The sequence below is a fragment of the Streptomyces sp. SX-6 genome (assembly GCF_059089585.1).
In genome coordinates this window covers 1-24,461 of the sequence record NZ_JBTHHU010000017.1, presented here as the reverse complement: position 1 = coordinate 24,461, position 24,461 = coordinate 1, and the positions used below count along the sequence as shown (strand labels likewise).

Genomic DNA, 24,461 nt, shown 5'->3' with positions numbered 1-24,461 from the left:
CACAGCCACAGAATCAGGAGTACGCGTATATGCACGACTGCTATCGCGTCGTCACAGAGCCGCCGTTGTCCCCGCCCAGCGTCTCGGTCGAGTGCCTCGAAGGCCTGGCCGCTGCGCTCAACGCCCTGGAAAACCCGGCCGTTGCTGCCCTGAACGACCTCACGGTCGGCATGGTGGAACTCGCCTTCAACTCCCTGCCTCCCAAGTGCCGTCAGGAGTTGCTCGGAAAGCTGGGAATCCGTATGGCGGCCCCTCGGCGGGCGGGCAGCGCCCTGTGTCGGGACGTTCTCACCAGGCTGGGGCGCGAGTCACGCCAGCACACCTGCACCTGCAAGGTCAGGGATCTCACGTACACCGTGATGAATCAGGTGGACAGGTTCGTCTTCGCTCAGGACGCCGAGACGGCTTCCGACCCCGTTACCCGGTGGGGTACGACGCTGGTCCGGGCTGCGGTGTTCGCTTGGTGCAATGCCACCGTCGCCGACGCCTACGTCCTGGCCTGGGCGGCGGACCAGGACTGGTTTGCGGCGACGGCCGATGAGAGGGAGGCAGCACGACTCTCCGCTGTCGGTGACGCAGCACGGTCCGTCGTGGCGGCGAACCCGGGCTTCGTTCTCGGTACACCGGAAGACCAGGAGTCGCCTCTCGCGGGCGGCGGGAAGCGTGCGCGCACTACCGTCGGCCGGCCGGTCACGAAGGCCGCCGCACGGGACCGTGCCACTTTGGGCGACGTGCCCACGACGGTGGTCGACGACGTCCGGACCGAGATGTCGACGGATCCGGAGATGGTCTGTCGACAGCTGGAGTCGGCCCTCGAAGAGGCCAGGCAAACCGCGCAGAACGTGACCGGCGCGGTCACGGACGGCCGACCTCCGCGCGATGAGGACTTGGCTCCGCTGGTCGCCCTGGGCGCCGTTTTCGACAGCGCCGACGCGGTGTTCCGAGCGGTGGGGATCGAGGGAGTGCCGCGTCGCCTGGAGGACATGACGCGCGCCGCACGCGCGCATCGGGCGGCACACGAACGTGACCTCCAGGCACGAGAGACCTTGCGGGAACTGCTCGATGCCGAATGCCGCCCGGACAGCGCTGCCGCCTCAGCGGCCGAGGCCGTACGAGGTGCAGCCCGCCGCCTGCTGGACGCACCGGTATGGGAGGAGACGCAACGGCAGGAGAACGCCGCGCTCGCCGCGTTGGCGCGGCTCATCCGGCTGGGGCGCCGGGCGGACGTCGCGACGGAGATCCTGGCCCTCCAGGAACAGGTCGCGCGTGTGCTGCCCGAGTGTGCCGTGGCAGCGGTCATGGCCGCTGAACTGACCTTGGCACAGTCGGAGGACGCCTGTCGCAGGCCGGTCGGAGCGGAGGCGGACGGCGGCGACGGCAGCATGACAGGCAACGCCGGGCCTGCGAGCGATGCGACGACCGTGGCGCACGGGACCGTACAGCCCGCCGGGCACATGGAGCCGGCCGAGAGGACGGACGGGAGCCCGACGGGGGAGATCCCCGGCCACACCACCGGGATGCCGGCTCCCCACCCTGCATCGGCAGCCGTCGCACCTGTTCGGACGACGGCCTCCGGTCCCCTCCACGCCGACGATGCAGACGCGGCGACACATGCCGACAGTGACCCGGTACCACTCACGGACCCGGACGCAGGCCCCCCGGCCGCGCCGGCCTCGGCACCCGCACACGTGCACACTCCCGCCGCGCCGCGCGACGAGGGCGCATCAGCCCTGGGAACGGCCCCGGCCATATCCGCCGGCGAGGACTTCGGCGAGGTCGCGGCCGAGCGGGCCCTGGCGCGGCTGGTCGTGGAGCGGCGCTTCGGGCTCGCCCACCATGTGGCGAACGCCGCCGGGCACCCCGAGCCGCAGGTTGCGGCGCTCCGACTGGCCGGCGCCGCCGCGCTCCTCACCTCTGGTAACAGTCAGGGCGCCCGGCTGACCACGGATCTGCTCCAGCAGTACGGCGGATACGCAGGCCGTGATGCGGAGGGCAGCGAACTCCTCCTGCTGCCTGCCCTGCTGCGTACGGCGCTGATCACCGGCAGCTATCTGGCGGGCGCTCAGCTCAAGGCTCTGGTGCCCCGGCTGCCGGACCGGCTCGGGGAGGCAGCGGCCGCTGTTGCCGACCGTGCCCTCAGCGGCGCCCTGATGATCGCCTCTCCACTGGTCGTCATTGCTGACGTCTCCGGGACGGAGGCACGGCTGCGTGAGCTGCGCGAGCAGTGCCATGCCCTGCTCGCGCCGCAGAGGCTGCGGTTCGCGCGGGCGACGGAGATCGGCAAACGATGGCTGGCCCCCGACGACGGGATGCTCGGATCGCTGCTCATGGCCGTGGTCCGCAACGACCGTGACGCGGTGCCGCAGGCGCAGGAGCAGGCCGAACGCCTGTCGAAACTGACCGAGATCAACAACGAGATCGACCGCATGGACCGGAAGCACCGCTCGCCCAGCGGCAAACCGCTCCAGGGCTCCGGGCGGCAGGATCTGGTGCACGTCGTGGAGCGGGCCGTCGGCTTGGTCAAGGAGTGGTGCCTGGTGGTCGACGGCGCCCGCCGCAGCGACCGGTCCGACGGCAACCGGGCAGTGAAGGAGATCTCCTCGCTGCGCCAGTCCCTGCTGGACGGCAAGGCGGCGATACTTGGCGAACTGGAGCAGCTGGCGCGACGCTCAGGCGCCGTCGCCGCCGCGACGGCATGGGCAGCGCGCGCCTCGATGGAGGAGCTGTTCGCCCTGCTGGCCGGTGACACGGCGACCACGCGTCCCGGCGGTTCGCTCACCCCTGAACTCGTGCTGGACGCGGAGCTGCTGAAGGTGTGCGACACCCGTGACGAACGGCCGTCGCTCGGCCTGCTTCTCACTGCCGTCGATCGGAGCTGGGAGGACGCCCTCGCCGAGCGGCTTGCCCACGACGCCTTTCCCGCCGCTCGTGCCATCGTCGAGCTGGCCGGACGCGAGCTGCTGCCCGCCGCACAGGCAGGGGAGTTCACCCCGCCCGCGGTCACCGAGATCGCGGAGCGGGAGACCGTCCGGCGCCGAGAGCTGCGCCGGGCGCACGGTGAACTCGTCGTCGAGCTGCACCACGCGCAGGCCGGTGGTGCCGTGACCGACGATCAGGACCTGCGCCTCCAGGAGCTGCTGGCCGACGCCCGCGACCGGCTCGACGGCGCCGCCGCGCACGACCTGATGAACGTGCGGCGTGCACTCGACACTGTACGGAGCGACCTGCCCGCCTGTTGGCAGCAGGCGGCTGACAGGATCCGGGCTCGGCTCGACGCGCTGGACCTCACCACGGGTGAGCGTGCCCGGGTCCTGCGGCACCTGGACACCGACGACCTGGTCACCGCCGCCGACCTCGTCTACTTCCTGGAGATCGGTGAACCTGTCCCGGAGATCGAGACCGGCGAGTCCCATCTGACCGAGTTCTTCCCGGCCGTGCCCGACGGACTGCGCAAGGGTATCGACCGTGGCCTCGTCGACCTCGTCCGGTGCGGCGGCAAGCATCCGGTGGTCCCTGTCCTGGACTACGGCGCCCTCTCCACCGACGAGGCAGCGCTGGCGGGCGACGCCCTCGACGAGTGGCGGGAGCTGGGCGCGACCGAGCCGAAGGACCGGCTCGACGTGTCAGCGCGGCGCCAGTTGCTCCCGGCCCTCAAACTGCTCGGCTACGACGCCAAGAGCGCCAGGCCACTGGACGAGCGGTCACCGCACCGGCGTGAGTACCGCCTGTTCGAGGTGACCGAGGTGGAGATCAACGGCAGGGCGAAGGCACCCGCGTTCGGCTCGCAGATCAGAGAGCAGGGTGGCAGCATCCGCGTGCTGATGGTCTGGGGCCGCCCGCCTGCCAAGGTCGTCATGAGCCTGGCGTCCCGCGACACCAGCGGGGCGAGCCTCCTGGTCGCCTATTTCGGTACGTTGGGCCGCGAGGCCCGCATCGAACTCGCCGTCGGGTCCGACCGGTTGCAGCCGTTGCTGGTGGTGGACGATGCCGCCCTCGCCTACCTCGCGGCCCGGGGCAACCGCCAGGTCAGCACGGCCACGCAGACACTGCTGCCGTTTTCCGGAGTCAACCCGTACATCAGGGAGAAGCGCGGCCGGATCGGCGGCGAGATGTTCTACGGCCGTGATGCCGAATGCGTGAGCATCCTCAACCCGCACGGCACCCAGGTCATCTTCGGCGGCCGGGGTCTCGGCAAGTCGGCGCTGCTCAGTGATGCCGGGGAGCGGTTCGAGGGACAACGCCCCGGCTACCACCAAGTGGTGTATGTGAACCTCGATCAGGAGAACATCGGCAAGGGCAGCTCGCTGGGACCGGAGGCGCTGTGGAGCGTCCTGGACAGGCAGCTGGCAGAGGCACGGGTGCTGGGCCGGCCGCAGGGCCGCAAGTCGCGGCAGGGCATCCCCGAACGGGTGCGTGCCGGCATCCGGGCCTGGCTCGACGGGGACTCACGCCGCCGCCTGCTGATCCTCCTCGACGAGTGCGACCAGTTCTTCGAGGCGGACGCCCCCCGCTTCGACCACACCAAGAAGCTCAAGGGCCTCGGGTCGGACACCAAGGACCGCGCCAAGGTCGTCTTCGCGGGGCTGCACTCCGTACAGCGATTCTCCAAGCTCGCGAGCAACGGTCCGTTCGGCCACCTTGCGCAGACCCCGAAGGTGATCGGCCCGCTTGCCCCTCAGTTCGCCGCCGAACTGCTGGTCGAGCCGATGCGGGCACTCGGCTTCGAGTTCCAGGACGTGGACCTCATCAACCGGGTGCTCGGCTACTGCTCCTACCAGCCGTTCCTGCTCCAGATGTTCGGCCACCGGCTGGTCGAGCTGATGCACCGCAAACGGGCGCGACGCGGAGCCGAGGGACCCCCGTACCGGGTGGAGGTCGCCGACATTGAGGTCGTGGAGTCGGACACCGGGCTCAGGGACGGCATCTCGGCGGCCTTCAAGGACACGCTGAGCCTCGACCACCGCTACGACGTGATCGCCAACGTGCTGGCCTACCATGCCCGCCACCGCGGCTTGGAGGTGCGGCTGAGCGACGCCGAACTGCGAGAGGAGTGCGAGACGTTCTGGCGCAGGGGCTTCGAACAGCTCGACACCGAGGGCTTCCGCGCCTATCTCTCCGAGATGGTGGGTCTCGGCATCCTTGCGCCCAACCACGACGGTCAGGGCTGGCATCTGCGGGGCCCGAACGCCCTGCGCATGATCGGTACCTCCCACGAGGTGGACGCCCGTCTGCTCAGGGCCGAACAGGACTGCGAACTCCAGGAGAGCATCGTGCAGGAGGGCCGTCCCGAACTGCCCGACGGCCAACCGGCTCCGCTCACCATCACCCAGCTGGACGATCTTCTCGGCGAGCGGTCCAACCAGACGAGGGTCGTGCTCGGCACATCTGCCACCGGCGTCACCGACGTCGGCGACACCCTGCGCACGGTCGCCGGGCGCATCGCCGACTGGAAGCTGCCGCCCGTCGGCAGGCCCAGCGTCTACAAGCAGGAACTCACGGGCGGACTTCCGCGTGAACGTCGCGTCGTCATCAGCGACTTCGCCCGCTACCCCGATGCGCGGCCCGAGGCCCCACGGCAGGCCGTCGACCTGGCCGAGACGCTGCTGCCCGCGACGCCGGGGGTGACCCGTGCAGTGGTCATCGTCACCGACCCCACCCAACTGACCCTGTGGCGCACCCTGCTGACGGGCACCGAACCCACCTCGGCCGCCCCCGTGGTGCTGCGCCGCCATGATCGCCGCAGCCTGCGCGGCTGGGCCCAGCGCGTCGAGATGTTCCATACGGAGGACCGCCTGGACCGCCTCCATGAGCTGACCGGCGGCTGGCCGCTCCTGGTCGGCCGGGCCCGCCGCCTGCACGGTGAACTGGGCGACCCCGACGAGGTGTTGCGGCGCCTGGCCGGTCTGCGCACGGACCGGGCCGAGGCCCACGCCTTCGCCGGGGCGACCGGAGTGTACGCGGACCCGCTGCTCGCGACCGGATACCGTGCCCTCGACGACGAGTTCAAGAAGGACTCGTTCGACTGGGAGAGCGCGGTGACCGCCGTGGCGGTCCGGATCGAGGACGAGGCCGAGGCCCGGTGGATCGTCACCTGCCTCGACGCCCTTCAGGTGTTCGACCGCGAGAACACCCAGCTGCGCCTGGAACCGCTGCTTCGTGAGTGCGTGGCACTCCACGTGTGAGAACTGGCACGATCCGGTCGTCGATTATCCGGGCGGGTGCGGTTCCGTACCTCGCAGTCGGCGAGCGCGGCGACGAGGAGGAGCCGGGGCCTGACTCGGCGAGGTGCGCGAAGGGGGCGTACCCGCTCGGGACCGGGGTCGGGGGCTCGGGCGTCGGGGTCATTGCTTCGCCATCCTGGCCGATGTTCTGTGGTGCTGACGTGCAAAGCCGGGAATCTCGCAGATCGTGAGCAGTCGCTTTTCCGAGTGACATCAGCCTGCCCCGGCTGAGGCCTGCCGGACGGCGACCGGTTGGTCAGGCCCAGAATCGCCCCGCGACCAGCAGCGCGATCGCCGCGTACCAAACCACCGGCACCGTCCAGTGGAACTCGCGCACCGCGGCCACCAGGGCTCGCGGTGCCGGGATGATGCCGTGGGCGAGGTTGTGCACCGTCGTGTACCAGAACGTCGCGATCGTGGTGGCCCAGGCGAGGCAGCACCACAGGCACAACGCACCAACGGAGTACAGGGCTTGGCTCATCAGCCACATGCAGAAGATCGCCCCGACCAGTGTGCCGAGGTTGAGGCCGAGCCAGAACCAGCGGCGGTAGCGGGCGCCCGACAGCAGTGCGCAGCCCACGGTCACGATCACCGCGTACCCGGCCAGTCCCAGCAGTGGGTTGGGGAAGCCGAACGCCGATGCCTGAGGGCTCTGCATCACATTGGTGCAGGACAGCACGGAGTTGATGCTGCACGAGGGTTGGAAGGCGGGGTCCTTCAGGAGTTCGATCTTGTCGACCGTGATGATGAAGGAGGCCAGTAGCCCGAGTGCTCCGCTGGTCACCAGGAGCCAGGACACGGCGCGCCCGGCGCCGAAGGAGTACCTCACGGTCGGCCCTTCCGGGCGGCACCGGAAGGCCAGACGACCTCCACCGGGATGCCGCGGGCGCGGGCGAAGGCCACCAAGTGGGCGGTGGCGTCACGGCCGTTGGACGGGGAGCCGTCCCAGACGGCCAGCATCCGGCGGCACGAGGCGACGAGCTTCTCGTCCGCGGTCACCTGCGCGTGGCGGTCGGTCGGTGCGTACTCGAGGAGTTGTACGTGCTCGGCCAGGAGCAGGAGTTCTCCGGCTGCGACTCGTTCGTTCAGCGGCAGGGGAGCGGGCACGCCCGCTCGTGCGGGCAGTGCTACGACCAGCCGCCCGCCGGCTTCCTTCACCGCCCGTCCGAACGCCACGGGCAGCCCGGTGCCGACGCGTACCAACCCCTGGGGTTGTTCCGGCAGGCCTGCCAGCCGACGGGACAGTTCGGCCTCGAGCAGCTCCACCGTGTCCGGGGTCAGGTCGGCGTGTCCCACGCTCGCGATCTCCACGTGTTCTCCTTCCGCGGAGATGAGTGAACACAGTCGTGATCTTCCTGGGGAAGGGGCCGAACGGCCCTGGTGGGGGAGGTGCATGCCGGGACTGTCGGTCCCGGTCGAGGGACTGTTCGGCCCTGTCCGGGGGGTGCACCCTGCGGCCGATCATGGGGCGGCGGCCGGGAGCGGCTCCGGCTCCCTCGCCCGGAGCCCCTCCCGCCGCCTTCGGACAGAGCACGAGCAGGAGGTCACCGGCCAGTGGACGCGGTGGATACGCAGACGAAGAAACCCGCGGAGAAGGTGGTGAAGGCTCCCCGGAGTCGGGCGGTGGAGTGGCTGACAACCACCGACCACAAGCAGATCGGGACGCTCTATCTCGTCTCCGCCTTCGTCTTCTTCATCATCGGTGGCGTCATGGCGCTGCTGATGCGCGCCGAACTGGCGCGCCCCGGCACGCAGATCATGTCGAACGAGCAGTTCAACCAGGCGTTCACCATGCATGGCTCGATCATGCTGTTGTTGTTCGCGATGCCGTTGTTCACCGGCTTCGCGAACTGGATCATGCCGTTGCAGATCGGTGCGCCCGATGTGGCGTTCCCCCGGCTGAACATGCTCTCCTTCTGGCTGTTCCTCTTCGGCTCGCTCATCGCCGCGTGTGGATTTCTTACGCCGCAAGGCGCCGCGGATTTCGGGTGGTTCGCGTATGCGCCGCTCTCGGATGCCGTCCACTCGCCCGGCGTCGGGGCCGACATGTGGATCATGGGCGTGGCGCTCTCCGGTTTCGGGTCCATCCTCGGTGCGGTCAACTTCATCACCACCATCATCTGCATGCGTGCCCCCGGCATGACGATGTTCCGGATGCCGATCTTCGTCTGGAACGTCCTGCTCACCGCCGTGCTGATCCTGATGGTCTTCCCGGTGCTCGCCGCCGCGCTGTTCGCCCTCGAGATGGACCGCAAGTTCGGCTCGCACATCTTCGATCCGGCCAATGGCGGGCCGCTGTTGTGGCAGCATCTGTTCTGGTTCTTCGGGCATCCTGAGGTCTATGTCCTGGCGCTGCCGTTCTTCGGCATCGTCTCCGAGGTCATTCCGGTCTTCTCGCGTAAGCCGATGTTCGGCTACTGGGGGCTCATCGCGGCGACGATTTCGATCGCGGGTCTGTCGGTGACGGTGTGGGCGCACCACATGTACGTCACGGGTGGTGTGTTGTTGCCGTTCTTCTCCTTCATGACGTTCCTCATCGCGGTTCCGACCGGTGTGAAGTTCTTCAACTGGATCGGCACCATGTGGAAGGGCTCGCTGTCCTTCGAGACGCCGATGCTCTGGGCCACCGGCTTCCTGATGACCTTCGTCTTCGGCGGGCTGACCGGCGTCATCCTGGCCTCGCCCCCGATGGACTTCCACATCTCGGACTCGTACTTCGTGGTCGCGCATTTCCACTACACGCTCTTCGGCACCGTGGTGTACGCGATGTTCGCCGGATTTCATTTCTGGTGGCCGAAGTTCACGGGCAAGATGCTGGACGAGCGCCTGGGGAAAGTCACCTTCTGGACGCTGACCGTCGGGTTCCACACCACCTTCCTCGTCCAGCACTGGCTGGGTGTCGAAGGCATGCCCCGCCGCTATGCCGACTATCTCGCCGCCGACGGTTTCACCGCGCTCAACACCATTTCGACCATCGGTTCCTTCCTGCTCGGGCTGTCCTTCCTGCCGTTCTTCTACAACATCTGGAAGACCGCAAAGTACGGGAAGAGGGTCGAGGGCGACGATCCGTGGGGCTACGGCCGTTCGCTGGAGTGGGCCACCTCCTGCCCACCTCCGCGGCACAACTTCACCACCCTGCCGCGGATACGTTCCGAGTCCCCGGCATTCGACGCGCACCACCCCGATGTGGCAGCGCTCGAGACGGTGCACGGCTGATGGGGGGAGTGAGTGCAATGTCCCACCCTGTCCTGTCACTTGGAGCGGCGGCGGTCAGTGCGTCCGGCTGCGTCTGGTACGTGCCCGCCATCGTCGACCTGCGCGCCGGGCACGACCGGCCGGTCTCCCGGCGGCTCGCCGCCTGGGCAAGCCTGACCGGGTGGGGCGCCTGGGCCGTGGCCGGTCTGGTGCTGTTCGTCACCGGCACATGGCAGGCCGTCGGCATCATCGCGGCGGCGGGTACGGCAGCCGTGACGCTCCTCGCGCTCCGGTCCCGCGCGTACCGCCGCCGCGAGCGACACGAGATCGACGACTGCTGGTCCTCCCTGGGCTACGACGCACCCGCCGCCGCTTCCAGGGGCGTGGCGCCCGCCGCCGTGGTGGCCGTCGCGATCACTGTGGTGTTCCTGCCGGTCGCGGCAGTTCTGGCAGCTCTGGCCGTACGGACCTGAGGAGCCTCACGGTTGGGGTGCGGGGAAGGCGACCGGGCTGTGCAGGCCGGAGTGGTTGAGTGCGCGGACGCCGAAGAAGACGTTGTCCTTGGACATGTCGACGGTGTGCCGGGTCGTGTTCCCGGCCGGGATGACATGCGTCCACTCCGGTTCGGTGGTCTCCCGCCACACCACCTCGTACCCGGCGAGGTCCGGCTCCGGGCCGCGTTCCCACACCAGCTCGGTGGAGTTGCCGAGGGCGGCGGTGCGGATCTTCGCGCCGCGCGGGGCGCCGGGGGCCTGGGCGAGCGACCACAGGGCGGCCGCGTTCACCCGGGCCACCCGGGCGATGAAGCCGAAGTCGCAGAACTCGGGCAGGTCCCCGTACTGCCTGCCGTCCACCACCCGCACGTCCTGGTGCTGGTGCGCATAGTTCTCGGCGGGCTCGGTGAACCGGGCCGCCGGATAGCCCTGTTGGAGGAACGGGAGGTGGTCACCGCTGCGCAGGTAGCGGTCGCGGCGGTACACCACCCGTACGCGCATCCCCGTCGCGTCGTTCTCGGCGGTGTCCCGCACGAACCGGGCCAGCTGGCGCGAGGGCGAGTCGTTCTCGCCGCCCACCGAGCGTCGTATCTCGGCCTGTTCCGGCGTCTCCGAGGTCGGCACCCCCTCGGCGAACAGCCGGATCGTGTGCGGGTCGCGCGAGCCGTCCTCGGCGGTCGGGCTCCCCACGATGTCGTTGGTGAACATGCCCTGCACGTCGGCCTGCCGGCCCCGGTACGTCCGGGCCATGTGCCCGGACCCGTACAGCCCCTGCTCCTCGCCCGCCACCGCCGCGAACACGATGGTCGCCGCCGGCCGCCGCCTCGCGAAGACGCGGGCCAGCTCCAGGACGACGGCCACCCCGGAGGCGTCGTCGTCGGCGCCGGGCGCGTCACCGGTCGCGTTCATGGGGTCGCTGTTGCGCGAGTCGTAGTGCCCCGAGACCACATAGATCCGCTCGGGCGTGGCCGAACCCCGCAGCGTGGCAACGACGTTGGTGATCCTGGTCGCCACCGGGACACGGGGCGCGGGCTGCTGTACGTACGACTGGAGCTCCACGGTCATCCGGCCACCGGAGGGCCGTGCACGGTGGCGCAGCTCGGCGAGAAGCCAGTCGCGGGCCGCACCGACGCCGCGTACGGGATCGTCCTGGGCGGACAGGGTGTGCCGGGTGCCAAAGGAGACCAGCTTGCGGACGGTCGCCTCGATACGGCGCGGGTCGATCTCCCGCAGCAGCGCGCGGAGTTCGGGCGGGGGAGGCTGTTTGGTCGGTCGGTGGGAGGCGGTTCCGGCCGCCGCCGAGGGCGCCGCCGCTGCCGACGGCAGCCCGAGAGCCGCCGCACCGGCCGTGGCCGCACCGAGCACCGTACGCCGTGCCGTACCCCGTCCGCTGTTCCCGCTGCGCTCGTCCTGTCTGCTGCCCGCGTCCTCGCCCGACTGCGTCATGCCCGCCATCGTCACGCCCGCCCCAGTACCCCCGCAAGGTTCGGTTTCGGCCCGGTGAGGAGTCAGAGGAGTCAGAACGGACCGTGGTCGCGCCGCCCGCGGCGTGGGTCGGGCAGGCGGTGCGTCATGAACGGACTGCCGGTGATGAACTCCTGGAATCTCAGCGCCGCTTCCGACAGATAGGCATCGCGGTTGCGCACCAGCGTGAGCACCCGGTGGCAGTCGGGAGCGTCCACGTGCAGCCAGAAGACCGGGACGTGCGTATCCGTACCGAGCCGACGGGAGATCGTCGGGATGAGGCCGATGCCGAGGCCCACACTGATCATGTCCTGGCTGGCGCCCGGTTCGTCGCCCTCGCAGGACACCAGCGGCGTGAGCCCCTCGGCAGCGAACAGCCGGTCGAGGAGGGCGCGTTGCCAGTGGCCTTGCCGTGTGGTGACGAAGGGCTCGTCGGCGAGCTCGCGGATCGTCACGCTCTCCCGCCCGTCGAGCCAGTGCCCGAGCGGAACCGCGAGCAGCACCTCCTCGCGGGCGAGCTCGACCGACTCGAGGTTCGCTCCGCTCAACGGCTGTGAGGCCACACAGAAATCGACCTCGCCGGCGCGCAGCTGGCGTTCCATCTCCGCCGCGTTCGACTGGAAGAGCCGTACGTCGGCACGGGGGTGAGCGGCCCGGAAGCTGCCGAGGAGATGGGTGATCGTCAAAAGGGTCTCCGAGGCGACGCTGACCCGGCCGAGCCCCGTGTCACGGGCCTCACGGACGGCCCTGCGGCCGTCGTCGAGCTCGCTCAACGCGCGGTCGACGTGGCGCAGGAACACCGTGCCGTACTGGTTGAGCCGGATGCGGCGCCCCCGCCGGTCGAAGAGCGGGGAGCCGAGCTCGGCCTCCAGGCGCGCGATGGTGCGGCTGAGCGAGGGCTGGGCCACGCGCAGCTCCTCCGCGGCGCGGCTCATGTGCTCGTAGCGGGCGACGGCCTGGAAGTACCGCAACTGCAGAAGATCCACTGTCCACCTTCGCTCATGCCTGCGGAGTCATCTCTACATGGCAAAACAGGTCTTGGAATGCATAAGCCATTCTCCCTACGGTCTTGGTCGGGGTGATCACCACACCCCTCAGTCCGCCGTCAGCCCGCCGTCCAGGAAGGCCGCACCATGAGCGCTGCGGATCTGGCCCGACTCCAGTTCGCGGCCACGACCGGCATTCACTGGCTGTTCGTGATCCTCACCATGGGACTCGTCCCGATCGTGGCGATCATGCACACCCGGGCCGCGTACTCCCGTGATCCCGGCAAGAGAGCCGACCGGGAGCGCATGACACGCTTCTGGGGCCAGCTCTACGTCATCAACTACGCGGTCGGCATCGTCACCGGCCTCGTCATGGAGTTCCAGTTCGGGCTCAGCTGGAGCGGCCTGAGCAAGTTCGCGGGCAATGTCTTCGGCGCCCCGCTGGCGCTCGAAACCCTCATCGCCTTCTTCGCCGAGTCCACCTTCCTCGGCATGTGGATCTTCGGCTGGGGCCGCCTGCGCCGTGGCGTGCACGTCACGCTCATCTGGCTGGTCGCCCTGACCGCGTACGCCTCCGGGTACTGGATCCTGATCGCCAACGGCTTCATGCAGCACCCCGTCGGCTACGAAGTGCGCGGCGGCGCCGCCTACTTGACCGACTTCGGGGCGCTGCTCACCAACCCCAACGCGCTGCTCGCGCTCGGCCACCTCACGCTTGCCGCGCTGACCACGGGCGGCCTCTTCGTCGCCGGGATCAGCGCCTTCCATGCCGTCCGGGGCGCCAAGGAGACCGACCTGTTCCGCGGCTCGCTGCGTCTGGGGCTGTGGGTGGGCACGATCGCCTCCTTCTTCGTCATCATCGTCGGCCAGCTGCAGGTCCCCGTGCTCGAGCGGACCCAGCCCATGAAGATGGCCGCCCTAAACAACGACAACGACGGCGTCGCCCGGCTGCAGGAGCAACTCGTCCAGCAGCACGGCCCCGGCGACTACGTACCCCCGCACGGCTGGCTGCGGATCGCGATGGACAGCATGACCATCATCGGCAACACCCTCTCCACCATCACCCTCATCGCCCTCGTCCTGCTGTGGAAGGACAGGCTGGTGCGCCGCCGCTGGCTCGCCTACCTGATGACCGCGCTGATCCCATTCCCCTTCATCGCCTCCGTGGGCGGCTGGGTCTTCCGCGAGGTCGGGCGCCAGCCCTGGCTCGTGTACGGCCAGTTGACGGTCGAGGACGCGCTCTCGCATGTGAGCAGGACCTCCCTGGCCGTGTCTTGCATCGCGTTCATCGCCATCTTCGCCGCGCTGGCGGTGACGAACTGGACCCTGATCACCCGCTTCGCCCGCCGCGGCCCGGACGCGACCCAGCTCGGCGCAACCGAGCCACTCGCCGCGGACAGCGAGCGCCAGCCTGTTCCGGCCTTCTGACACGGAAAGTTGAGCAAGATGAGTCTGGAGACCCTCTGGCTGGCCCTCCTGGGCTTCCTTCTCGCCGGGTACTTCGTGCTCGGCGGCTACGACTACGGCGCACAGATGCTGCACCCCTTCCTGGGAGGATCGCGCGGTCGGGACAGCCGTAACGCCGCCCTCGACGCCATCGCGCCGTTCTTCCTCGGCAACGAGGTGTGGCTGGTCGCCTTCGCCGGCGTCATGTTCGGCGCCTTCCCGCACCTGGAAGGCGCCCTCCTGCCCGGCCTGTACCCGCTGATCGTCGCGATCCTCGTCGGCCTCGTCCTCGGCAACGCCGCGGTCCAGCTGCGCCGCCGTGCCCAGAGCGCCCGCGGCCGCCGGTGGTGGGACGCCCTGATCGTGTTCGGCGGCGCGCTGCCTGCGCTGTGCTGGGGGCTCGTCGTGGGCCTGCTGCTCCACGGAGTGCCCCGCCGGGCCGACGGGACCTTCCATGCCGGGTTCGGTGACGTGCTCCGGCCGTTCGTGCTGGCCTGCGGAGTGACCACCGCACTGCTCTTCGCCGCGCACGGGGCGGCCTTCGTCGCGCTGCGCTCGGCTCCCGAACTCGCCACCAGGGCACGGAGAATGGGCGCGAAATTGTTGTCCGGAGCCGCCACCGCGGCCGCCCTCGCCTTGCTGCTGACGCTCCTCGGCACGGGCGCCTCGATGACGAACCGTGTGACCTCGGCGGTCATCGCCGCCCTGTTCGCGGCGGCCATCGGCGGCGGCTGGTGGTGCCTCTCACGCGGGCACAACATCCCGGCGTTCGTGGCCACTTGCTGTGCGACGCTGCTGCCCGTGCTGCTCGTGGGGGCTGGCCAGTACCCGTACCTCCTGGTCAGCTCGGCCGGCCACGGGCTGGCGGTCGGCCAGGCCGTGGCGGACGGCGCCACGCTGAAGATCCTGAGCGGCTTCGGGGTTCTGGTGGTCCCCACGATCCTCGCGTACCAGGCGTGGAGCTGGTGGGCCTTCCGAGGACGTACGGGCCGTCGCCACCCGAGCTACTTTTGATGAAGCCTGTAGAACGCCGCCTGATGCGGGAACTGCCAGTCCTGCGGCGCCATATGACGTACTCCACCGCTCTGGCGCTGCTGGGCGCGCTGCTCGTCGTCGCCCAGGTGAGCCTGCTGGCGGCGGTCCTCGCGGACGGCTTCGCCGGGCACCCGCTCCGGTCCGCGCCCCTGGCCGCACTGGGCGCCGTCATGACCCTGCGCGCGCTGCTGACCTGGGCCCGAGGGGTGCTCGCCCAGCACGCCGCGGCCGACGCCAAGCGGACGCTGCGGGACCGGATCACCGGCCGGCTGCAGCACACCGGCCCCCTGCGCCTGGCGGCCCGCCGCCACGGCGAGACGGCCACCCTGCTCACCCGCGGCCTCGACGCCCTGGACCCGTACGTCGTCGGCTACCTGCCCACGATGGCGGCCACGGCGGTGGTCCCCCTCACCGTCGTCACCTGGCTGCTGTGGACGGACTGGACCTCGGCACTGATCATCATCGTGACGCTGCCGCTGATTCCCGTGTTCGGCGCGCTGGTCGGCATGCACACCGCCCAACGCACCGCCCGGCAATGGCGGTTGCTGGCCCGCCTCGGCGGCCACTTCCTGGACGTGGTGGCCGGACTGCCGACGCTGCGCGCGTTCGGCCGCGAGCAGCACCAGACCCGGGTGGTGGCCGACATGGCGGACGCCCACCGACGGGCCACCATGCGGACGCTGCGCGTGGCGTTCCTCTCCTCCTTCGTCCTGGAGACGGTCGCCACCCTCTCCGTCGCGCTGGTGGCCGTCCCGGTCGGACTCCGGCTGCTCGGCGGCGAGATGGACCTGCGCACCGCCCTGACCGTCCTGTTCCTCGCCCCCGAGGCGTATCTTCCGCTGCGTGCCGCCAGCGCGGCGTTCCACGACAGCGCCGAGGGCATCGCGGTGACCGAGCGGGTCTTCGCCGTCCTCGACGACGAGGACCCACCCCGCACCGGCAAGGCCCCGGCCCCCGACGCTCGCACGGCGCACCTGCACCTCGACGACATCACGGTCCACTACCCGGACCGCCCCGCGCCCGCCCTCCGCAGCGTCTCCCTCTCCATCCGCCCCGGCGAGCACGTGGCCCTGGTCGGCCCGAGCGGAGCGGGCAAGTCCACGCTGCTGTCACTGCTCCTCGGCTTCGTCACCCCGGGGACGGGCCGGGTCACGGTCGGCGGTACCGACCTCACCGACCTCGAACCCGACGAATGGCGCGCCCAGGTGGCGTGGGTGCCGCAGCGCCCGCACCTGTTCGCGATGTCCGTCGCGGACAACATCCGCCTCGGGCGCCCCGACGCGAGCGACGCCGAGGTGCGGGAAGCGGCTCGTGCCGCCTCGGCCGACCTCTTCATCGACGAGTTGCCGGAGGCGTACGACACCGTGCTCGGCGAACACGGCGCCGGACTCTCCGCGGGCCAGCGCCAACGGATCGCCCTGGCCCGCGCGTTCCTCAAGGACGCCCCCGTACTGCTCCTCGACGAACCGACCGCCCATCTCGACCCCGAGAGCGAGGCCGCCGTCACCCGCGCCACGGTCGACCTCATGCGCGGCCGGACCGCGATCGTGGTCGCCCACCGCACCAGCCTGTTGCCCCACGCCGACCGGATCATCACGGTACGGGCGGGCAGCACCGAAGAGTTGGTGACCTCATGACCCGCCTCCTGCGTCATCTCCTCCCGTACTGGCGCCGATTGCTGCCCGCCGCACTCGCTTCGGCCGGCAGCGACCTCGCCGCCGCCGCGCTGATGGCCACCGCCGCCTGGCTGATCACCCGCGCCGCGCAGCAACCTCCGATCGCGGCGGTGAGCGTCGCGATCGTCGCCGTACGCGCCCTGGCCCTGGGCCGCGGGACCCTGCGCTACGCCGACCGGCTCCTCGGCCACGACGGCGTACTGCGGGCCGTCGCGGGCTTCCGCACCCGGGTGTACGAGGCACTGGTACCGCTCGCCCCGGCGGGCACCCCCGCCTTCCGCAGCGGTGACCTGCTGACCCGCCTCGTCGACGACGTCGACGCTGCCCAGGACTTGCTGCTGCGGGTCCTGATCCCGGCCGTCGCCGCCTGCGCGGTCACCGCGACCGCTGTTGGAACGGCCGCTGTGCTGCTGCCGCAGGCAGGCCTCCTGCTCGGGCTGCTCCTGGCCGTTGCGGGGTTCGGCGTGCCTGCGCTGGTACTCGCCGCGTCCCGCCGCGCGGGCCACGCGGAGAAGGCGGCACGCGCCGAACTCGCGGCGCTCACCGTGGACTTGACCCAGGGTGCCGCTGACCTCGCCGCGTACGGCGCCCGGGGCCGCGTTCACGAGCGCGCCCGCCACGCCTCCGCCCGGATCGCCGCGCTGGAGCGCCGCAAGGCGCTGACCACCTCGCTCGCCTCGGCCGTGGTGTTGTTGCTCCAGGGCGGGGCGACGGTCGGCGTCACGTGGCTCGCGCTGCGCGCGCACGCGGCCGGTGCGCTGCCCGCCGTGCACCTCACCGTCCTCGCGGTCCTCGCCCTGGTCTCTTTCGAAGCCCTCACCCCACTGCCCGCCGCAGCCCGCCACCTCGCCGAAGTCCGCGCCTCCGCAGGCCGGTTGGCCGACCTGTTCGACACGCCACCGCCCGTCACCGACCCGCCCGCCCCGGCCCCATTCCCCACCGGCGAGCCGCTCGGCGTGGACATCACCGACCTGCGAGTGCGCCACCGCCCCGACAGCCCGCCGGCCCTGGACGGGGTGAGCCTGCACCTGCTGCCAGGGCAGCGGGTTGTACTCCATGGCGCCAGCGGGTCCGGCAAGTCGACGCTGATCGCGGCGCTGATGCGGTTCGTCCCGTACGAAGCCGGAAGCATCTGCGTCGGCGGACGCGAACTGCGCGACTGCGCGGGCGCCGACGTCCGCCATGCGGTCACCGGCATGACCCAGGACGCGCACGTCTTCCACACCACGATCCGGGCCAACCTACTCCTGGCCCGCCCCGACGCCACGGACACCGACCTGCGCGAAGCGGCGCGCCGGGCCCGGCTCCTGGACTGGATCGAGTCGCTGCCCGACCGCTGGGACACCCTCCTCGGCGGGGACGGCGCCACGATGTCGGGCGGCCAGCGCCAACGCCTGCTTCTGGGCCGCGCGTTGCTCGCCGACCCGCCCGTCCTCGTCCTGGACGAACCCACTGAGGGCCTCGACCCGGACACCGCCGCCGCCGTGCTCGCCGACATCCTCGACGCCACGCGCGGCCGCACCACGCTCCTGGTCACCCACGAACGGTCGGGCCTCGCGGCCGCGGATCGGGTCGTGACCCTCGATCGCGGTCCTGCCGATTCCGTTCCGGACGTCACTGTGTGGCGGTAGTGTGACCGGTAGTGACATCTGAGTGGGAGGGCGAGCAACTGTGCCCGCGTCAAAGCTGGTTGAACCGACGAACCTGAACGAGTGGTACGGCCTGAAGATCCGCGAGCTGCGCGAAGCGCGCGGCTGGACGCAGGCGGAGCTGGGGAAGATGGTCAGGCTCTCGCATAGCCGGATCGCTCAGTTCGAACGGGCGGAGGGCGTGCCGCCGAAGGACATCGCGAAGTTGCTGGACGAGGTCTTGGATTCAGGGGGCATCTTCACCTCGCTGCGGCCTTATCTTCTCACGCGCAGCTCGTATGCCAAGTGGGTTGACCTGTTCCTTGAGCCGGACGACTCGGCGGTGAAGATCCTGGACTTTTCGTACGTCATCCCAGTCCTGTTCCAGACGAGGGAGTACGCGACGGCCCTGCTGAGCGCGGGAATTCCGTTCTTCGGGGGCGATCTCGAGGATAAGGTCGCAAAGCGTCTGAGGCGTCAGGCTGTCTTCGACAGCCCAAGGCGCCCCTGGGTACGTTCCATCATCGATGAGTCGGCCCTCTATAAGGTTATTGGTGACGCAGATGTCATGCGGCGACAGCTGTCACATCTGCTGGAGATGTGCGAGAGGCCCCGAGTGGGGGTCCAAGTGCTGCCGCGGGATGGCTCCTCCCTGGTGGTCATGTCCGTTGCGCAGTGCTTCATCTGGGTGCTCGAGGACGGACGCACCATTGTGGCGCAGGAATCGGCTACTGACGTGTCGCGAGTCAAGGACCCGGCGGATGTATCGCGGATTACGTCGGTGTACGACCAGTTGACCGCGGACTCACTCTCGATCGAGGCGTCAACTTCACTCATTCGTAAAGTCCTTGAGGAGCACTACTCGTGATTGTCATCAGCCCCGGCATACCTCGCCCGGACTGGCGGAAGAGCACCTACAGCAACGGTATACAGGACTGCGTCGAGCTCGCCGACAACATACCCAGCCGCATACCCATACGGGACAGCAAACGCCGCCCCTATGTGATCACTGCCCAACCCGCCTCCTGGGCCGCGTTCATCGCGGCCCTGCGCACCGGCACCCTGTCAACCTGTGGTGGGTGAGTAGGCGCGGGCGACAGCAGAGAAGGCGGCCTTGGGGGTAGTGCGCCCGTCCGGCCAGGAGCGGACCAGGCCGTAGCCGACCATGTCGAGATCGTGCAACGGGTCTTCGGCCGCCGGATAGACAGGGGTCACGTAGGTGAAAACGAACGCCCCGGCCAGTCCCGCGGCGGTGAACAGGTCAAGCATCGAGGTGAGTTCACGGGCCTGGGTCGCCTCGTCGCGGACCAGTTCGGTGCGCAGCCGACGTGGCACGGCTGATCGGTCGACCAACGTCCAGGCCAGGCTGCCGTGGTCCGCCGCCCCGGCGAAAGCGGCGCAACCGAACTCAGCTGCGACCACCGGCTTGCCGTGCTCGTGCAGCGACTTCAGAGCCGCTTGGAGGGTCGTGGCGTTGGTCGCGTCTCGGTAGGCATCGACCGCCACGATGTCGAACGGTGTCCAGTCGATGTCCTCCCAGAGCCCAGCGGCATAGGTGACCGGGCCCGTGAAATGTTGCCGCGCCGTCGCGACCGCGGTGGCCAGCAGAGAGTTGAGCCGGACCGGCGGCGGACCTGCCGCGAAAAACTCCGGCGGCCAGCCCATCGGGTCAGCAAGCGCGGCCAGCCGTGCGGAGATGTCCGCGCCCGGTACGAGACCGGCCATGAACACGCTCAACTCGCAGCCGACGACCAGCGTGACGTCGCCGCCGGCGCGGTGAAGCTCCCCGGCGAGTTCAGCCGCGTCAGCAACCGCTCCCAGTACCTCTTCCTCATCGGCGTCCGGCAACATCGGGGAGAGCCACACCGCCAGGCCCAGCCCGACAGCCATCTCCGCGGCCTGCCGCAACCTGCTTACATCGCCACCGGTTATCCGTACCGCGGTGCAGTGCAGCTCGTCGGCGATCGCAGCAAGCTCCCGCTCCATCGTCGCCGCGGCAAGATCCGGTCGAGTCACCGAGCCATCGACGGTCCGAGTGCCTACGTCATAGGTAACGCCCTTGATTCTCACGGCTCCTTTTCTACATGACCGTGATCGGCCGCGACCGCGCGGTCCGGTGGGTGGGGCGGCATCGGTGGGCGGTTTACGTGGCGGGTGCTTGGCCGTCTGCCCGCATCGTCGTTGTGCACGTGAAAAGCGGCTGGTTGTAGGGCGGGTGGGGCCCGTGGGCGGGCTCTCGTCGCCGGGTGCGCGACCGGCTGGGGTGGTCTGACTGTGTGTCAGCGGTAGGGAAGTTACGTTCCATGGCCCGTATGTCCGCTATGGAATGTAGCCAACTCACTGCTGACGTCCCGTCATGTCACACCCGTCTCACCCGCACCGTAAACAGCCCACCGCTGCCGCCTCATGCGCGAGCGTGAGGGTGACTGGCGAGTCGGGTACCGGTTTCCTCCCGAGAACTGCTCTCAGTCGTGCGGAAACCGGTACCCGACTCGCCGTTCAGTAGCTGGGTTGTGGCGCATGGGATCGGTGAGGCCGGGCCCGCCCCCCCGCGCGCAGTGGAGCGGGCCCGGGATCGGGCAGCAACGGCACGCCGTCGCCGCCGATATCCCGCACCCGGCAACGGGCACCGGCCGGGCTCCCTCCTCGCCCGTAGCCCGCCGCTGTGCGCCGAAGGCGCGAGACGAGACCCGCACCCGCCCGAGCGCCATGCCGCCCCACGGAGTGGTGTAGGCGTCCGGTACCTGCGATTCCGCAGCAGGGGCCTGAGAACCATCACTCGTTCGGCCTGCAGCGCTCGCTGTGGTACGTGGGTTCGGTTTCGATGAAGTGAGCCCCGGCTTGTGACCGGACCTCTCCAAACCGTCGAGCGAAGGAGACGCAGCCATGTCTACAGGCAAGATTCAGGAGTGGAACGAAGCCAACGACGAGGGCAAGATCAAGGACGATCGAGGTGGTCCCCAGCTGGGATTCTCCTCACAGGACCTCCGGAATCCTCCCGAGCGCATGAGTCTCCAGCGTGGCGACAAGGTCCAGTTCGAGCTCGACACCGAAGAGCCCGATCATGCGGTGGACATCAAGAAGGCCTGAGCTTCGAAAGCACCGCACGGCAGGCGCCGCCCGCAGGCCAGCGGGTGGTGCCTGCCGACGTTCCAGGTTTCCCGAGAACGTGCCCGTTCATAACGCGTCGCAACAGGACCGGCTGTTGCACCGAATGGGCAGGCGCCCTGCAGCCTGGTCAGGTCGCTGCTGCTCGCAGCAGGCGGAGTCGCTCTTCCGGCACCCGGTCCAAGGACAGCAGGGTGAAGAAGTCGGCGGTCCGGAAGTCGCTGTCGAGCGCGGGCGGTCCGCAGACCCAGGCGCCCAGCGCGAGGTAGCCACGGAGCAGTGACGGAATGGCGGCCGGCTTGACGGGACCGGCTTGTTGCGGCTGCCAGGGAGTCCGAGGGTGCACTTGATATTCGGCCGGGGCGCGATGCCGCGCTCCAACCGCTTCCCGCACAGCGGCTGCCCGGGCGCCGCCGTCCGCCAGTGACACCGAGGTGCATCCGCAGATCCAGCTCAGCCCCCGGTCCGTCATGTAGCGCAGGATGCCCGCCCATAAAGCCTGCAGCGCCAACCCGTTACGATGCGCGGGCTGTACGCAGGCCCGTCCCGCCTCCACCAGAGCACTGCGCAGCGGCGCAAGGGCGTCCAGCGTGAACTCGCCTTCCGCAACGAGCCGTTCCGACCTGCCAGGGGGCAGGAGCCGGTAGGTTCCCACCACCTCGGCCGTCGCCTCGTCCCGCACGAGGAGGTGATCGCAGAGGTCGTTGAAGCCGTCCGCGTCCAGGCCGGAGTGGGCCGACGGTAAACAGGCACCTTGTTCCATGCCGAAGACCTCGTACCGCAGCCGCTGGGCGCTGCGGATGTCCGATTCGCCTTGAGCCAGAGAGACTTGATATGCGCGGTCCGGTGCCGCCGCTCCGCCTCGTGGGCGGGCAACACGCGCCAGAACCTGGAAGTCCGTCATGAGATTCCCCGCCCTGCCAGGAGGCCGCACTCCGGCCCGGTTCCGGGAGTCTCTTCCTTGAGTCCCACGCGCTACAGCGTCGGGGCGGGTTATCAGCCCAAAGAGTTAGCGTGTCAGCGGGACATGGGGGTGGTTCCGGGCAGTGCTCGAAATCGGCCACGAACAAGGGGAGACGACGGGTGATCTCTGTCGCGGAGCCCGATGCCGGGCAAGATCCGCACCTAGCCTTTCCGGGGCCACCGGCCCAGAGCACTCAACAGAGAGGCGGCACCGTATGAGGAAGCTCTCCCGTGTCTGTGTATCCGTCGCGGCCAGCCTGCTCGCGGCTTTCGCGACCGTTCCCGGACAGGCGTCCGCGGCGGCTCCCGCCGAAGCGCGCGCGGGCTGTCACAACGAAGGGACGTCGTTCAACGACCGTCTGATTCCTGGTCATTGCATTTCGAACGGCGGCTATCGGCTCGAGATGCAGTACGACGGCAATCTGGTGCTCTACTCGCCCTCACGGGCCTGCTGGGCGAGTGGTACGGACGGTACCGACGGCGTCTACGCGAAGTACTCCGGGGACTGGAAGCCCGACTCCCCGTGGATGTCTCTGGAATCACAGTTCGGCCAGCTGAGGAAGTACCGCGGCAAGTACACCGGGCTGCACAAGACCGGCAATGTGAGCATCAACAACAAGGGCGAAGTCTGGATCGCCTACGGCAAGATGGCGGGCTGCTGACGTGCGGCGCTCGATCGCCGCGGCCCTCCTCGCGCTGAGCCTGCTGGCGGGCGCTCCCGTGTCCGCGGAGGCGGTGGACGTCTCCTCCGTACGGTCGCACGACGCCTGCGTGGCGAGCGAGAACCTGGGGGAGGTCGCGAACAACTTCATCTCCCGGTGCCGGAAGGCGTCCATCCGGCAGAGGTTTCCCGGGCAGCACTACGGTGACACGCTCGGCTTCATCAGGGGGTGCAACGCCGCATCGTGCAAGACGGCCTGGAAGTTGCTGAACGACAACAGGTTCAAGAAGTCATGACCAGGTATGTCGCCGTTCTGCTGCATGAGTCCCCGGCCGGCGGAAAGGGGCAAGCTCCGCTCTACCAGGAGAGTTTCGTCCTGCTCACGGCGGAGAACCAGGAGCAGGCCCTCGCGAAGGCCCGCGCCCACGGCGAAGGCCTGGAAACGAGCTATGAGAACGAGAACGGTGAGCTGATCACCTGGCGGCTGAAGCACGTGGTGGACGTCAACGAGGTGCTCGACGAGAGCCTCGGGGACGGCGCCGAGCTCTACGCCCGGCACTTCAGCGACTACGCCGCCTACCGGTCTTTCGAGCCTCTGCTGTCAGGCGAAGAGCTCTGATGTCGCCATGGTTCAGTTGGCTACCGACCCGGCACAGGCGCACGAACACCTATAGCCAGGGGCTGGAGCAAAGCGCATAGCCATACGGGACAGCAAAGCCGCCCCACATGTTCAACGCCTGGGCAGATCGCACCTGTGAGTAGTACCAAGTACTACATGGAAACCACGGCTCGCGAGTTCAACCAGAACTCCTCGCAGATCCTCGCTGCGGCGGAACGCGGCGAGACCATCACAGTCACGAAGAACGGCCGCCCTGTAGCCGTGCTCCGCCCCTACCAGCAGCCTGAGGTCGCCCCCTATCCCACCGACCTCATGGGCGACATTGAAATTCCCCGGCTCGATTTGGGCGGCGATCTCAGTGACGATGAGATCGACAACGTTAGGTAGACGCACCGGGTTGCGGGGAACACCTCGGTAGCCGCCCAACCCGCCTCCTGGGCCGCGTTCATCGAGGCCCAGGAGGCGGCACCCTCGGGGTTACTCCCATTCGATCGTCCCCGGCGGCTTGCTGGTCACGTCCAGCACCACGCGGTTGACGTCGCGTACCTCGTTGGTGATCCGGGTGGAGATGCGTGCGAGCACGTCGTAGGGCAGGCGTGACCAGTCGGCGGTCATGGCGTCCTCGGACGAGACGGGGCGCAGGACGATGGGGTGGCCGTAGGTGCGGCCGTCGCCCTGGACGCCGACGCTGCGGACGTCGGCGAGGAGGACGACGGGGCACTGCCAGATCTCGGCGTCGAGGCCGGCGGCGGTGAGTTCCGCGCGGGCGATGGCGTCGGCCTCGCGCAGGAGGTCCAGGCGCTCGCGCGTGACCTCACCGACGATCCGGATACCGAGACCCGGGCCGGGGAAGGGCTGGCGCTGGACGATCTCATCGGGCAGGCCGAGCTCCTGGCCGACCATGCGCACCTCGTCCTTGAACAGGTGCCGCAGCGGCTCGACGAGCTTGAACTCCAGGTCCTCGG

21 protein-coding genes are annotated in these 24,461 nt (G+C 69.4%); 14 read left to right on the top strand and 7 right to left on the bottom strand.

The features are described 5' to 3' along the window. The first annotated feature begins 29 nt into the window (after positions 1-29). On the top strand, positions 30-6,182 hold the full coding sequence (locus ACV530_RS21025) for a hypothetical protein (protein WP_494334113.1): 6,153 nt from the start codon (positions 30-32) through the stop codon (positions 6,180-6,182). 295 nt (positions 6,183-6,477) lie between these two features. On the opposite strand, the gene ACV530_RS21020 is transcribed toward ACV530_RS21025, so the two are convergent. Together ACV530_RS21020 and ACV530_RS21015 are read right to left on the bottom strand one after the other, a co-directional pair. Further along, the gene (locus tag ACV530_RS21020) at positions 6,478-7,050 is read right to left on the bottom strand and encodes a vitamin K epoxide reductase family protein (RefSeq protein ID WP_494334112.1); all 573 of its coding nucleotides are present in this window, start codon (positions 7,048-7,050) and stop codon (positions 6,478-6,480) included. Then, positions 7,047-7,532, bottom strand: a complete 486-nt coding sequence (locus ACV530_RS21015; RefSeq protein ID WP_494334111.1) for a hypothetical protein — start codon at positions 7,530-7,532, stop codon at positions 7,047-7,049. Before ACV530_RS21015 ends, ACV530_RS21020 begins: the two co-directional genes overlap by 4 nt. A gap of 252 nt (positions 7,533-7,784) precedes the next feature. On the opposite strand from ACV530_RS21015, the gene ctaD reads away from it, so the two are divergent. Beyond that, positions 7,785-9,437: an aa3-type cytochrome oxidase subunit I gene (ctaD, locus tag ACV530_RS21010; RefSeq protein WP_494334210.1), complete on the top strand. Its 1,653-nt coding sequence runs from the start codon at positions 7,785-7,787 to the stop codon at positions 9,435-9,437. Between the two features lie 17 nt (positions 9,438-9,454). Further along, the gene (locus ACV530_RS21005) at positions 9,455-9,889 is read left to right on the top strand and encodes a hypothetical protein (RefSeq protein WP_494334110.1); all 435 of its coding nucleotides are present in this window, start codon (positions 9,455-9,457) and stop codon (positions 9,887-9,889) included. Positions 9,890-9,895: 6 nt separating this feature from the next. On the opposite strand, the gene ACV530_RS21000 is transcribed toward ACV530_RS21005, so the two are convergent. Next, a complete protein-coding gene (locus ACV530_RS21000; RefSeq protein WP_494334109.1) occupies positions 9,896-11,356 on the bottom strand; it encodes a M20/M25/M40 family metallo-hydrolase in 1,461 nt (486 codons plus the stop codon). A gap of 71 nt (positions 11,357-11,427) precedes the next feature. Then, a complete protein-coding gene (locus tag ACV530_RS20995) occupies positions 11,428-12,360 on the bottom strand; it encodes a LysR family transcriptional regulator (protein WP_494334108.1) in 933 nt (310 codons plus the stop codon). 147 nt (positions 12,361-12,507) lie between these two features. On the opposite strand from ACV530_RS20995, the gene ACV530_RS20990 reads away from it, so the two are divergent. From ACV530_RS20990 to ACV530_RS20965, 6 genes are read left to right on the top strand one after another with little or no spacing between them, the layout of a single operon-like run. Then, on the top strand, positions 12,508-13,788 hold the full coding sequence (locus ACV530_RS20990; protein ID WP_494334107.1) for a cytochrome ubiquinol oxidase subunit I: 1,281 nt from the start codon (positions 12,508-12,510) through the stop codon (positions 13,786-13,788). 18 nt (positions 13,789-13,806) lie between these two features. Then, positions 13,807-14,820: a cytochrome d ubiquinol oxidase subunit II gene (gene cydB / locus ACV530_RS20985; protein ID WP_494334106.1), complete on the top strand. Its 1,014-nt coding sequence runs from the start codon at positions 13,807-13,809 to the stop codon at positions 14,818-14,820. Further along, a complete protein-coding gene (gene cydD, locus ACV530_RS20980; protein ID WP_494334105.1) occupies positions 14,820-16,478 on the top strand; it encodes a thiol reductant ABC exporter subunit CydD in 1,659 nt (552 codons plus the stop codon). Before cydB ends, cydD begins: the two co-directional genes overlap by 1 nt. Then, positions 16,475-18,148 carry a thiol reductant ABC exporter subunit CydC gene (cydC, locus tag ACV530_RS20975; protein WP_494334104.1) on the top strand — a complete coding sequence of 558 codons (1,674 nt, stop codon included), beginning with the start codon at positions 16,475-16,477 and terminating at the stop codon, positions 18,146-18,148. The genes cydD and cydC overlap by 4 nt, the downstream gene beginning before the upstream one ends. A gap of 40 nt (positions 18,149-18,188) precedes the next feature. Further along, the gene (locus tag ACV530_RS20970) at positions 18,189-19,013 is read left to right on the top strand and encodes a helix-turn-helix domain-containing protein (RefSeq protein ID WP_494334103.1); all 825 of its coding nucleotides are present in this window, start codon (positions 18,189-18,191) and stop codon (positions 19,011-19,013) included. Continuing rightward, positions 19,010-19,228, top strand: coding sequence for a DUF397 domain-containing protein (locus tag ACV530_RS20965; protein WP_494334102.1), 219 nt, complete (start codon positions 19,010-19,012; stop codon positions 19,226-19,228). The genes ACV530_RS20970 and ACV530_RS20965 overlap by 4 nt, the downstream gene beginning before the upstream one ends. Here ACV530_RS20965 and ACV530_RS20960 read toward each other — a convergent pair. Beyond that, a complete protein-coding gene (locus ACV530_RS20960) occupies positions 19,211-20,215 on the bottom strand; it encodes a hypothetical protein (RefSeq protein ID WP_494334101.1) in 1,005 nt (334 codons plus the stop codon). The two genes, ACV530_RS20965 and ACV530_RS20960, sit on opposite strands and share 18 nt — an antisense overlap. Before the next feature lie 816 nt (positions 20,216-21,031). Here ACV530_RS20960 and ACV530_RS20955 point away from each other — a divergent pair. Further along, the gene (locus tag ACV530_RS20955) at positions 21,032-21,235 is read left to right on the top strand and encodes a hypothetical protein (RefSeq protein WP_494334100.1); all 204 of its coding nucleotides are present in this window, start codon (positions 21,032-21,034) and stop codon (positions 21,233-21,235) included. Between the two features lie 148 nt (positions 21,236-21,383). Here ACV530_RS20955 and ACV530_RS20950 read toward each other — a convergent pair whose 3' ends face one another. Continuing rightward, positions 21,384-22,157, bottom strand: a complete 774-nt coding sequence (locus ACV530_RS20950; protein WP_494334099.1) for a GNAT family N-acetyltransferase — start codon at positions 22,155-22,157, stop codon at positions 21,384-21,386. A 274-nt stretch (positions 22,158-22,431) separates the two neighbouring features. On the opposite strand from ACV530_RS20950, the gene ACV530_RS20945 reads away from it, so the two are divergent. The 4 genes from ACV530_RS20945 to ACV530_RS20930 all read left to right on the top strand — a co-directional run bounded on the left by ACV530_RS20945 (position 22,432) and on the right by ACV530_RS20930 (position 23,883). Continuing rightward, the gene (locus tag ACV530_RS20945) at positions 22,432-22,878 is read left to right on the top strand and encodes a hypothetical protein (protein WP_494334098.1); all 447 of its coding nucleotides are present in this window, start codon (positions 22,432-22,434) and stop codon (positions 22,876-22,878) included. A gap of 1 nt (position 22,879) precedes the next feature. Further along, on the top strand, positions 22,880-23,173 hold the full coding sequence (locus ACV530_RS20940) for a hypothetical protein (RefSeq protein WP_494334097.1): 294 nt from the start codon (positions 22,880-22,882) through the stop codon (positions 23,171-23,173). Continuing rightward, positions 23,170-23,496, top strand: a complete 327-nt coding sequence (locus ACV530_RS20935) for a DUF4288 domain-containing protein (protein ID WP_494334096.1) — start codon at positions 23,170-23,172, stop codon at positions 23,494-23,496. The genes ACV530_RS20940 and ACV530_RS20935 overlap by 4 nt, the downstream gene beginning before the upstream one ends. Before the next feature lie 156 nt (positions 23,497-23,652). Beyond that, positions 23,653-23,883 (top strand): type II toxin-antitoxin system Phd/YefM family antitoxin, encoded by a 231-nt coding sequence (locus ACV530_RS20930; protein WP_494334095.1) that lies wholly within the window; start codon positions 23,653-23,655, stop codon positions 23,881-23,883. A 90-nt stretch (positions 23,884-23,973) separates the two neighbouring features. Here ACV530_RS20930 and ACV530_RS20925 read toward each other — a convergent pair. Further along, positions 23,974-24,461, bottom strand: a 488-nt coding sequence (locus tag ACV530_RS20925; protein WP_494333468.1) for a GMP synthase (glutamine-hydrolyzing), incomplete at its 5' end; no start/stop codon positions are given.